The 11,782-nt window shown below is 48.4% G+C and carries 7 protein-coding genes; 6 read left to right on the forward strand and 1 reads right to left on the reverse strand.

Features of this window, described 5'->3' with window-relative positions; all coding sequences use genetic code 11:
* The first annotated feature begins 33 nt into the window (after positions 1-33).
* Positions 34-1,230 (forward strand): efflux RND transporter periplasmic adaptor subunit, encoded by a 1,197-nt coding sequence (locus JQX58_RS10155; protein WP_204146751.1) that lies wholly within the window; start codon positions 34-36, stop codon positions 1,228-1,230.
* A gap of 14 nt (positions 1,231-1,244) precedes the next feature.
* Complete coding sequence (locus JQX58_RS10160) at positions 1,245-4,352, forward strand: efflux RND transporter permease subunit (RefSeq protein WP_204146752.1); 3,108 nt, start codon at positions 1,245-1,247, stop codon at positions 4,350-4,352.
* Between the two features lie 72 nt (positions 4,353-4,424).
* On the opposite strand, the gene JQX58_RS10165 is transcribed toward JQX58_RS10160, so the two are convergent.
* Positions 4,425-6,344: an alkaline phosphatase D family protein gene (locus JQX58_RS10165; protein WP_204146753.1), complete on the reverse strand. Its 1,920-nt coding sequence runs from the start codon at positions 6,342-6,344 to the stop codon at positions 4,425-4,427.
* Positions 6,345-6,572: 228 nt separating this feature from the next.
* Here JQX58_RS10165 and JQX58_RS10170 point away from each other — a divergent pair, with 228 nt between their 5' ends.
* The 4 genes from JQX58_RS10170 to erpA all read left to right on the forward strand — a co-directional run bounded on the left by JQX58_RS10170 (position 6,573) and on the right by erpA (position 11,773).
* Positions 6,573-7,310, forward strand: coding sequence for a hypothetical protein (locus JQX58_RS10170; protein ID WP_204146754.1), 738 nt, complete (start codon positions 6,573-6,575; stop codon positions 7,308-7,310).
* A gap of 279 nt (positions 7,311-7,589) precedes the next feature.
* Complete coding sequence (locus JQX58_RS15460) at positions 7,590-9,563, forward strand: methyl-accepting chemotaxis protein (protein WP_204146755.1); 1,974 nt, start codon at positions 7,590-7,592, stop codon at positions 9,561-9,563.
* 183 nt (positions 9,564-9,746) lie between these two features.
* The gene (gene prfC, locus JQX58_RS10180) at positions 9,747-11,336 is read left to right on the forward strand and encodes a peptide chain release factor 3 (protein ID WP_204146756.1); all 1,590 of its coding nucleotides are present in this window, start codon (positions 9,747-9,749) and stop codon (positions 11,334-11,336) included.
* 95 nt (positions 11,337-11,431) lie between these two features.
* Positions 11,432-11,773, forward strand: a complete 342-nt coding sequence (gene erpA, locus JQX58_RS10185) for an iron-sulfur cluster insertion protein ErpA (protein ID WP_204146757.1) — start codon at positions 11,432-11,434, stop codon at positions 11,771-11,773.
* Positions 11,774-11,782: the final 9 nt, after the last annotated feature.

Genomic DNA, 11,782 nt, shown 5'->3' on the forward strand with positions numbered 1-11,782 from the left:
CTCAAATGATAATTATCGGAGTTGTCACAGTTTATGCTGTCTCGAAATACTTTTTTATCGGGGTTGGTGCTGGCCTCCGCAGTCTTGGCAGGATGTCAAGATAGCGAAAACAGCGCCTCGGAAAATGCTGCTCAAGGGCAGCAAGCACCCAAAACACAAGTAGGTGTTTACACAATTCAACCACAAAACGTGGCTCTGACTTCTGAGCTCCCAGGCCGTACCAAATCGAGTTTAGAAGCAGAGATTCGACCTCAGGTGGGCGGAATCATTGAGAAGCGTTTGTTCGAAGAAGGGCAAGAAGTCGCCATGGGCGACTTGTTGTATCAACTCGACGACAGCACCTATAAATCCAACGTTGAGCAGGCGCAGGCCGATCTTGAAAGCGCTCAGGCAACACTAACGTCTACCCGACAAACCTACGAACGTTACCGCCAACTCAAGGCACGTAATAACGTTTCGCAGCAAAACCTCGACGATGCGTATGTCGCTTACTTGTCGGCGGTGGCCACTGAAAAGCGTGCTTCAGCTGCGTTAAATAGCGCTAAGATTGACTTAGAGTACACGCAAATCACGGCGCCGATCGATGGCAAAATTGGTATTTCGGATGTGACAGTAGGTGCCTTGGTAACCGCTAATCAGTCAGAGCCAATGACCACTATCCGTACCACTGATCCGATGTATGTGGACTTGGCACAAACCAGTGTTGAGCAGTTACGTCAGCGTACGTTGTTGTCCCAAGATCACGTCACCTTAGGCGACCAATCCGTGACCTTGATTCTAGAAGACGGCACTGAATACCCAATTAAAGGTAAGCTTAAAACACGTGAAGTGAATGTCGATGAAATGACCGGCAGTGTGACCTTACGTGCTGAGTTTGATAACCCTGACGGGCTGTTACTACCCGGTATGTTTGTGCGCGGTTTTATCAATGATCTAAACGATAGCCAAGCGCTAATGGTGCCACAGCAAGGCGTTTCACGTGATGTCAAAGGTAATGCGACCGCATTGGTTGTGACAGAAAACAACACCATCGAGCAGCGTATTCTCGAGACCGAGCGTGCCGTAGGCAACCAATGGTATGTGACCGGTGGTATTGAGCCAGGCGACATTGTGGTGATGCAGGGCCGTAATAAAGTGCGCCCTGGTGATGAGGTGACCACCGTGGAACTGCAGCGTGATTCGCAGACTGGCCGTATGGTTGAAGCGAACGCCGATACCACAGGTCAATAACAAAGGGAGTTACCATGATTGCGCATTTTTTCGTAAAGCGTCCGGTCTTCGCATGGGTGATTTCCATTATCATCATGCTAGCGGGCCTATTGGCGATTACGCAGCTGCCGGTGTCTCAGTACCCGAATGTTGCGCCGCCGACGGTACAGATTTCGGCTACCTATAATGGTGCCTCTGCCCAAACGGTAGAAAACAGTGTTACCCAAATCATTGAGCAACAGTTAACCGGCTTAGATGGACTGCTGTACTTCTCTTCAAGCAGTAGCTCGACTGGCCGTGCCAGTATTGACGTTACATTTGAGCAAGGCACTGACCCTGATACCGCTCAGGTTCAAGTACAAAACAAAGTTCAGCAGGTGACGGCAAACTTGCCTAACTCAGTACAGCAGCAAGGTGTCACAGTGACTAAGTCACAAAGTGACTTCTTGTTGATCATGGCTTTGTTTGATGAAACCGACCAAGATACCAACAGCGATTTGGCCGACTATCTTGTGTCTAACATGCAGGACCCAATCTCACGTCTAGAAGGTGTGGGTAGTGTGCAGGTGTTTGGTTCGGCCTACGCCATGCGTGTTTGGATGGATCCACTGAAACTTGCTACGTACAACTTGATGCCAGCGGACATTGAACAGGCGATTGAAGCGCAAAACGTTCAGGTCGCAGCAGGTAGTATCGGTAGCTATCCGATCGAACAAGGACAAGAGCTGAATGCGACGGTAACGGCGCAGTCGAAGCTGGAAACTCCTGAAGAGTTTGAAAACATCATTCTTAAATATGATGACAACGGTGCCACGGTACGCTTGAAGCACGTCGCCAAGATTGAATTGGGCAGTGAAAACTATAACTTCGTGCCACGCCTAAATGGTCACCCAGCGACCGGTATGGCGGTAATGCTGGCACCTAGTGCCAATGCGTTAGAAACCTCTGAGCGTGTTAAAGCCGAAATCGAAGTACTTAAGCGCAACTTGCCAGACGGTTACAAAACCGCGTTGCCATTGGATTCTACTGAATTTATTAAAATCTCTATCGATGAGGTGGTGAAAACACTCTTTGAAGCGATTATTTTAGTGGTCATCGTAATGTTCGTCTTCTTGCAGAGTTGGCGCGCAACCTTGATCCCTGCGGTGGCGGTGCCGGTTGTATTGTTGGGTACCTTTGGTGTGCTACAAGCCTTTGGCTACTCGATCAACACGCTTACCATGTTTGGCTTGGTGTTATCGATTGGTCTCTTGGTGGATGATGCCATCGTCGTTGTAGAGAACGTCGAGCGGGTTATGGAGGAAGAAAAGCTTTCTGCTCGTGAAGCCACTATCAAGTCGATGAAAGAGATCACCAGTGCCCTGATTGGTATTGCAGTGGTGTTGTCTGCGGTATTCGTACCGATGGCGTTCTTTAGTGGTTCGACTGGTGTTATTTACCGTCAGTTCTCGATCACCATCGTATCGTCAATGGTATTGTCGGTGATTGTGGCGTTGACGCTATCACCAGCCATGTGTGCGACCTTGTTAAAACCAAGTCACCACAAAGAGAAAAAAGGTCTCGGCAACTGGTTCAACACCAAGTTTGACAACATGACGGGGCGCTACAGTAATCGCGTCGCTGGTTTGATTAAACGTCCGTTCCGCTGGATGATTGCGTATCTGATCATCATCGCGGGTATGGGTGGTTTGATGGTGAGTGTGCCGACTGGCTTCTTACCGACCGAAGACCAAGGTAACATTTTCGTTATGGTGTCTTTGCCACAGGGGGCGTCGATGACGCGTACCGAAGAAGTGATGGGTGAGCTACAAACCCACTTCTTAGAAGACGAAGGCGATTACGTCGACTCAATCTTTACCATCTCAGGTTTTAGTTTCATGGGGACTGGGCAAAATGCCGGTATGGCGTTTGTCATGCTTAAGCATTGGGATGAACGTACCACTGATGGTAGCTCGGCGCAGGATATTGTAAATCGCGCTTATCCAGGCTTGGCTCATATCCGTGATGCGCAAATCTTTGCACTATTGCCACCTTCCATTCGTGGTCTAGGGCAAAGTAATGGCTTCACCTTTGAGTTGCAGGCATCAGGCAACACCAGTCGTGAGACCTTGCTCGAAATGCGTGATCGACTGTTACAAGATGCCCGCTCGAGTGAAATCTTAACGGGCGTGCGTATGGGTGGCCAAGGTGAAACACCGCAGCTACACATTGATGTCGACCAAGAAAAAGCCTCTGCGTTAGGCTTATCGATGGCGGACATCAGCAGCACCTTGTCAGCCGCTTGGGCGGGTAACTACGTCAATGACTTCATTGACCGTGGTCGTGTGAAGCGTGTTTACATCCAAGGTGAAGCTGAATACCGCGGTTCTCCGAACGATTTGGAAAACTGGTATGTACGTGGTAATGGCGATGAAATGACGCCATTCTCAGCCTTTACTGATACTGAGTGGACTTATGGCCCACAAGCGCTAGATCGCTTCAATGGCTTACCATCTTATGAAATCAGTGGCAATGCCGCAGCGGGTCTAAGCTCGGGTGATGCGATGAGCGAAATGGCGACCTTGGCCGATCAGCTACCAGCGGGCACGTCTTACGCGTGGAGCGGTATGTCTTATCAAGAGCAACAAGCGGGCAGTCAGACGTACTTCTTGTACGCTGTGTCTATCTTAGTTGTATTCTTGTGTCTGGCGGCGCTATACGAAAGTTGGACCGTACCTTTCTCGGTGATCATGGTGATTCCGCTAGGGGTAATCGGTGCTGCGGGGTCGATTTATCTGCGTGGCTTGCAAAACGACGTATTCTTCCAAGTGGCGCTATTGACGATCATTGGTCTGTCATCGAAGAACGCCATCTTGATTGTCGAGTTTGCTGAGGCCGCTTACCGTCGTGGTGAAGATGTGTGGCATGCCGCCACCGAAGGTGCGCGCTTGCGTTTGCGCCCGATCATTATGACTTCGTTAGCGTTCATTGTTGGTACTATGCCGTTGGCGCTTTCGTCTGGTGCGGGGGCACACAGCCGTATCTCGATCGGTACAGGTATTGTCGGCGGTACCTTCACCGCGACCGTATTGGCGATCTTCTTCGTGCCACTGTTCTTCGTGATTGTGCGACGTATTTTTCCGAAACGTCCAATCGAAGACTAAGGTCTAGATAAGCACTAAAAAAGGAGCCTCGCGGCTCCTTTTTTTGTGTCGACGCTTTTTAAAACGATGTAGCTAGCGCTCTTTTTTGTCCTTTAAAAAGCGCACTTTTTGATGATGGTTACACAGCTGGGCGATCTCTTCAGGCTGGCCTTCACTGTTGAAGGTGACATAACCAATGCCTGAGTGGTTGAGCAAACGCTCGCCTTTAGAAGCGTGTTCGGGTTTACGTGGTGCGATGCGCAGAGCGCGACGTTTGGTGAAAATGTTAAGTGGTGACCAAGGCGCGTAGAGCCAGCGGTTTAAGCGGTCAAACCATTCTAACAAGGTGTCTGGGAAGGCGTTACGCAAACCGCTACTGGTAATTTGCCAGATGGTCGGGCTGCTTTTAATGCCGCGTAACTTCACATCATAGCTAAACGAATAATGCACATCGCCAGATAGAATCGTGAAGTTGGTTGGCGTCTTAGGATGGGTAAATAAGTTTAAGAGCGCATAGGCCGAGCCTGGGTGTGCCATCCAGTTTTCTGCGTCGACCATCAAAGGCTTACCAAACCAAGTAAAAACTTTTTGAATGGACTCGATCAGCTTGACGCCAAACATGGGCGCTGGGGAGACCAAGATGACCGCATCTAAGTCACGAATCTCATGCTGCAAGTCAGTAATCGCTTCCCAATCCATTAACCCAGATGGGCTGCCAAAATCTTGTTCAGAGCGCCAGCGATGGGTGCGGGTATCGAGTACCACCAATTTGGGATTGGTTTGCCATTGGTAGTGCCATTGATCATAGGCAAATAGCTCTTCAATAAAGTCATCATAGGCTGCTTCACCATTATGGGTAATGGCACGTTGGGCCCGCTCCAGTAGTGGCTGGTCAAACTGCTTTGGGTTGTTGCCCCAGCCTTGGCATAAAAAATAGCCAAACAGCGCATTGCCAATAATGCACTTAGATAAAGGTGTTTCGTACGCGGTTTGTTCCCATTCAGCTGTCAGATTCCAATCGTCGGTGACATCGTGATCATCAAACATCATAGCGGTAGGTATATGTGCTAATACCCGCTGCACGTTTGGCAGGCCCTTGATAAATTCTTCAATGGCTAGACGTTCTTGTTCGTAACGCGCTTTTTGCGTCTCATCTGTGATGCTAGCGGGGCAGCTCAGATCGAGGTGACGCCACAGTGTGGGAGACCACACTAGTAAGTACATACACACGACTTCAGCTAGGCTAATCAAGTGGTTATGAGCCGTGTCGGTGGTAAAGACAGGCTTTTTCTTACCTTTGAAAAATTGCTGTTTAACGTCGTCCGAGGTCTCAGTGTGCGGCAGCAACTGTTCACGACAATAGTAATAGGGCGTCTCAGAGAGCTGTTCCCCTGTGTCTGGAATCGCCGCTTCTGGTATACCGAGCAGTGCCACACATTGGCGAATCGCGTGAAGCATTGGTCCTGCTACATCGTCGGCGTAGATTTGATCGCCAGAGAGCATCAGTAAACTTGGCCATTGTTCGATGGGCGTATTGGCTAAATGCTGATCCGCTTCGACCAAACCATCGCCGACTGGCGCTGCTGGGTCGAAGTCTTTAAACCCGTGATGGGCTTTACGGCAGGAACCGTGCAGTAGCGACTGAATAGTAGGGCGCCAAATAAAGTCAATGCCATTAGATTGGGTTTGATAAGCCATTTTGGGGGCTTGCCACACACTGCTGGTTTGATGATCAGGATCCATGATATGTAGCTGATAAGAGAGCGTTTTTTCCTGAGCAAGTGGCGCCTTAAACTGTACGCTTAACAGGTGAATATACAGGCGTTCGCCTAATTTAAGGCATTGATATTGGTTGTTACCTGGCAATACGGAGCCCGCGTCGTTCACTTCGACGGTTAAGTTTAGTGGGCGGCTGGTAGCGCACCAAAGGTGCAGCGCTTGCGCCTCCACTTGGCGTAAAATAGGGCCAGCTAAGATGTCAGCTATCGGCTGTGCATGCATATCATGGGACATCGACAAGACTCCAAAACGTTATCCAATTTGCCTATCCTAACGTACAAAACGTTTAAAAACTGTAGCGACTGGTTAAAGGTTCTCCACGTTTTTTGCAAAAAGTCGAGCAGCACATGCGTTGCAAGGTGGGTTATTATTAGATAGTTTTATGTAAGTAGCTTATAGCCAATATATATAAGCTTTATCCTTCACGCACAGTCTGCCAATCATAATAACTAAGAGATTCGTATGTTGAAAAAATCACTTGTTTGTTCATTTGCCCTGACCGCCACCACTGGCTTTGCAGTACAAGACTCCTCAAGTGATCGTGACAACGAAGTTATTTTTCCCTCCAAAACTTATTTTATGATGGCGGTCGATCGCCATATCGCTAAAAATATTAAGCCCATTGATCTGTCACGATTGTTAGGTGTGCCTGGCATTAGTGAAGCGGATGAGCAAAAAATTTACAGTGGTGTGCGCAAAGCGATTCTGAATGACGCCGCTGATAAATGGGACTCAGGTGTTGCTAGCAGCTATGGGCGTGAGTTGGGATTGGTGATGAATTGGCGTAACGAAGATGCAGCCACTGGTTATGAGCTGCAAAACCGCATTGTGTTGTTCCGTTATGCTCTCGAGTCACAAAAAGCATCGGCCGTACTGGACCGCTACGATCAAGTTCTGACCACAGTGTCGGATGCCACCGACCCAGTCGCCGCTATCCAGCAAGGTAATTGTGATACCTTGGCCGCAAAATCCCACTACAACTTTTATGAGCAACTAAGCAGTCTTGAGCCTAGTTCAAACCAGACGCTTAAGCTTGCTTCACAATTTGAATCCCTTTCCTCTTGTCAAAAATGTGCGGTAGATAGCCTGCTGTCGTCTTACGATCAAGGCATAACCAAAGATGCTTTGGTTAGCACCCTTGCTAGCGCGCAACAGTCTTCAGATCCTCAGTTTATTTTAAAGTTGATCTCTGCCAACTAGTCTTTTTTAGCTGGTATTTGATGATCATCACAACCTACTAACAACGTTAGGTCACGCCTTTTTGTTACAAAAATATGCTCACTCTTTGCTTTTAACTGATGTTTTTTTAACCTACATCAAAGGAGTATAGAAAAACCTTGTGGGCTGACGGACCTTGGTAGACATTTTTCGTACCTATTAGCATGATCAAAATAACAAAAGATTACATGTGCTTTTGTTAGCCGCTAGGCTGAGCTCAGCCTACAGGAAGTTACGGCGTATCATCACAAGGGACGAGATATGAAAATCAAGACCAAACTTATGCTCGCGTTATCGGGCGCCACCATCATTCCAGTATTGATCGTTTGCATAGTGATGTCTGGTCTCAGTACTCAGCAGGCGCATACGAATTTTGAAAGCAGTAGCCAGCAAACCCTATTAGCGATCGAGAATAACTTTGCCAGCTTCGTTGATAATATCGAAGACAGCGTTCATTACCTTTCTAATAGCCCGGTCATTACAGCACCACAAGGTCAGCCGTACTCTTCTTATCAATCCTCGCAAGCGCGTACGCCAAGGGAAGTAGCGCAACAAAAGGGCGGTCATGAACTTGAGGTGTTTGAGTTGCTTGAAGCGTTGGGCACCTCGCATGATGAGTTTGCTTATGTCTACAGTGCAGATTTACAAGGTGGCTACGTAGAGTGGCCCGGTACCGGACAATACAGTAACTGGGACCCTAAAACCCGACCTTGGTACCGCTTGGGGCTAGCGAATAACAGTCAGGTATCAGTCGGCAATGCCTATTATTATGCGCCGGATGATGATGTGTACGTGTCAGCAGTGACATCGTTTTCACGTGAAGGACAAAACGCTGGTGTGGTCGTCATCGACTTCTCGATCAAGTCGTTGATGGAGCTAGCGAAACAAACCGTTATCGGTCAAGAAGGGCGCCTAATGGTTATCGAGTCCTCTGGTGCTATTTTGGTAGATGGCGTTGCACCAGTGAATAACTTTGAGGCTATTGAGGATGTCTCCGGTCAAGCTTATCAAACCTTAGCCAATATGGAAGGTGGTGTGGTTGACGTGACGATTGGTGATACGGACTACGCAGCAAACGTATACACATCGCCAAGCCTTGGATGGAAGTTCGTTGCCTTGGTGCCCAGTTCAGAAATTTATGCCAGCACTATGAGTTTGATTCAGACCACTGCGGTGATTAGCCTATTCCTATTATTGGTCTTCATTGGCCTTAGTTATATTTTGGCTAAGCGTTTAGTGACGCCCATCGAGGCAGTGTCTTCTGTGTCACAAGATTTACAGGTCATTGCACAAGGTAAAGGTGACCTTACTATCAAGATTGATGTGCAAAGTCGCGATGAAACGGGCGTCTTGTCCAAGTGGTTTAATCACTTTTTAGAAAGTATTCGAGTCCTGATTGATAATATTAAGCAATCGGCCGTCACTATTTCTCATAGCGCCGAGCAAACCTATCAGCAGGCACAACAAGTTGCTCAATCCACCACGGCTCAGCAAGTATCTATCGAGCAAATCGTCGCCGATGGCGAGCAGATGATGGCAGCCTCTAATGAAGCGGCGCAAAACTGTCATGAGTCAGCCGAGTTTTCTGGGCAAGCGCTAGAGGCGACGTTGCAAGGTAAGCGTTTGCTCAAAGAAAGCAGTCACAGTGTGAATGTATTAGGGCAGCGACTCAATGAATCTAAAAGCGTCATCACTGAGCTTGAAAATGAAACCGCAGATATTCATCAGATTCTGTCGACTATTCAAGAGATTGCTGAACAAACCAATTTATTGGCATTAAATGCAGCCATCGAAGCAGCCCGAGCAGGCGAACAAGGTCGTGGTTTTGCTGTGGTGGCCGACGAGGTGCGCGGCTTAGCGCTTCGAACACAAGAGTCGACCGAGCAAATTGGTAAGATTTTGAATTTCTTATTAAACCGCACCAAACTGGCCAGTGACACCATGAGTGATTGTTTAATCGAGTCAGATAAAGCGATGCAACTCTCAGACGAGGCGCTCAATGCGTTTCGTAACATTGAAAATATGGTGACCAATGTGCGTGATGTAACGTTACGCACAGCGACGGCTGCACAGCAGCAGCGGGTAGTGACCGAAGACATCAATGTTAACATCAGTTTGATCAGTGATTCGGCTCAAACCTTGTCCAAAATCTCAGACGACGTTGCAGCCTTTTGCCGCGATACGGATCAGCTCAGTAAAAAGATCCATGGCATGGTGGCAGGCTTTAATACCTAGTTAGAAGTGTCCGTTTCGGTTAAGCGCTGAGTTTTCGCATCTCTAGCGCTTGGCTTGATTGTTTATGTGTCCAATATGAGCGAAAATAGCGCGCAATTCCTATTAGCATAACAAACTGAGCAGATGCGCTTGTAAACAAGGCGTGATTGGGCGGCAGTTTGTGGACACATAAAAGAGTTTTAAATGGCTGACCAGCAATTTCTTGATCAAGTAAACCAGCGTCGCACCTTTGCGATCATCTCGCACCCGGATGCCGGTAAGACCACCATCACCGAGAAGGTACTTTTGTTTGGACGTGCGATCCAGCAGGCCGGTACCGTCAAAGGTCGTGGCTCGAACCAGCACGCCAAGTCCGACTGGATGGATATGGAGAAAGAGCGTGGTATCTCGATCACGACCTCGGTGATGCAGTTTCCTTACAATGAGTGCTTGGTTAACCTACTGGACACACCAGGACACGAAGACTTCTCAGAAGATACTTACCGTACCCTGACCGCCGTAGACTCGTGTTTGATGGTGATCGACGCCGCTAAGGGTGTCGAGGATCGTACACGCAAGTTGATGGAAGTTACGCGCTTACGTGATACGCCAATCATTACCTTTATGAACAAATTGGACCGTGACATCCGTGATCCAATGGAGCTGCTTGACGAAGTTGAAAATGAGCTCAACATGATGTGTGCGCCAATCACTTGGCCGATCGGCTGTGGTAAAGCGTTTAAAGGGGTTTATCACCTGCATCGCGATGAGACGATTTTGTACTCTACTGGCCAAGGTCACACGATCCAAGAATTACGCGTGGTAAAAGGTCTAGATAATCCAGAGCTGGATGCGGCGGTGGGTGAAGACCTAGCCGAGCAATTGCGCGAAGAGCTTGAGCTAGTAGTTGGCGCGTCTAACGAGTTTGATAAAGAGCTATTTTTAGCTGGCGAGCTGACCCCAGTATACTTCGGTACTGCATTGGGTAACTTTGGTGTTGATCACATGCTAGACGGTTTGACTGAATGGGCGCCGGCGCCGATGCCACGTGAAACCCACGATCGTCAGGTGGATGCAACGGAAGAAAAATTCTCAGGTTTCGTGTTTAAGATCCAAGCCAACATGGACCCTAAACACCGTGACCGTATTGCCTTTATGCGTATTGTATCGGGTACTTACAAGCAAGGCATGAAGATGAACCATGTGCGTATCGGTAAGCAAATCAGCATCTCAGATGCGGTTACCTTTATGGCCGGCGACCGTGCCCGTGCGGATGAAGCCTTTGCTGGTGACATCATTGGTTTGCACAACCACGGTACCATTCAGATCGGTGATACCTTCACCCAAGGTGAGAGCTTGAAGTTCACCGGTATTCCGAACTTCGCACCGGAGCTATTCCGTCGTATTCGCCTAAAAGATCCACTACGTCAAAAGCAACTGCTAAAAGGCTTGGTGCAATTGTCGGAAGAGGGCGCCGTACAGGTGTTCCGCCCGATGCAAAACAACGATCTGATTGTAGGTGCGGTAGGTGTGCTGCAGTTTGATGTGGTGGCGGCGCGTCTTAAAGCTGAGTACAACGTCGAAGCCATTTACGAAAGTGTCAATGTCGCCACCGCTCGTTGGGTGGATAGTACCGACAGTAAGAAGTTTGAAGAGTTTAAGCGTAAGAGTGAAGCCAACTTGGCGCTCGATGGTGGTGACAACTTGGCTTACATTGCACCGACCATGGTCAACCTGAATTTAGCCAAAGAGCGTTACCCAGAAGTGACCTTCCGCGCGACGCGAGAGCACTAAGCTATACTTGACTAAAATGCTTGGTTAAGCGGATAATCGCCGAATTAATTTTGTAATGTATAAAAGGTGTCTTTGACACCTTGCTGGAGAGAGCAATGGTCGAATCGACAGATCCTATCTCAATGACGGATGCGGCAGCAGCCAAGCTACAGTCATTGATTGAGGAAGAAGAAAATGATCGCCTGATGTTGCGTGTCTACGTTACCGGTGGTGGTTGTTCTGGCTTCCAGTATGGGTTCGCTTTTGATGAAGAAAATCAGGAAGATGACACTGAAGTGGTACGCAATGGTGTGAAACTAGTGGTCGATCCACTTAGTTTCCAATATCTAGTCGGCTCAGAAGTGGACTATCAAGAGAACTTAGAAGGTGCGCGCTTTACGGTGATGAACCCAAATGCGTCGTCCACCTGTGGTTGTGGTGCCAGCTTCAGTATTTAGCAAGCTGCT

Source organism: Marinomonas ostreistagni, assembly GCF_016888445.1.
Taxonomy (GTDB): domain Bacteria; phylum Pseudomonadota; class Gammaproteobacteria; order Pseudomonadales; family Marinomonadaceae; genus Marinomonas; species Marinomonas ostreistagni.

Coding starts and splice junctions, on each gene's coding strand:
- prfC (WP_204146756.1), top strand. CDS start 9,747: ATGGCTGACCAGCAATTTCTTGATCAAGTAAACCAGCGTCGCACCTTT.
- JQX58_RS10155 (WP_204146751.1), top strand. CDS start 34: ATGCTGTCTCGAAATACTTTTTTATCGGGGTTGGTGCTGGCCTCCGCA.
- JQX58_RS10160 (WP_204146752.1), top strand. CDS start 1,245: ATGATTGCGCATTTTTTCGTAAAGCGTCCGGTCTTCGCATGGGTGATT.
- JQX58_RS10170 (WP_204146754.1), top strand. CDS start 6,573: ATGTTGAAAAAATCACTTGTTTGTTCATTTGCCCTGACCGCCACCACT.
- JQX58_RS15460 (WP_204146755.1), top strand. CDS start 7,590: ATGAAAATCAAGACCAAACTTATGCTCGCGTTATCGGGCGCCACCATC.
- erpA (WP_204146757.1), top strand. CDS start 11,432: ATGGTCGAATCGACAGATCCTATCTCAATGACGGATGCGGCAGCAGCC.
- JQX58_RS10165 (WP_204146753.1), bottom strand. CDS start 6,344: ATGTCCCATGATATGCATGCACAGCCGATAGCTGACATCTTAGCTGGC.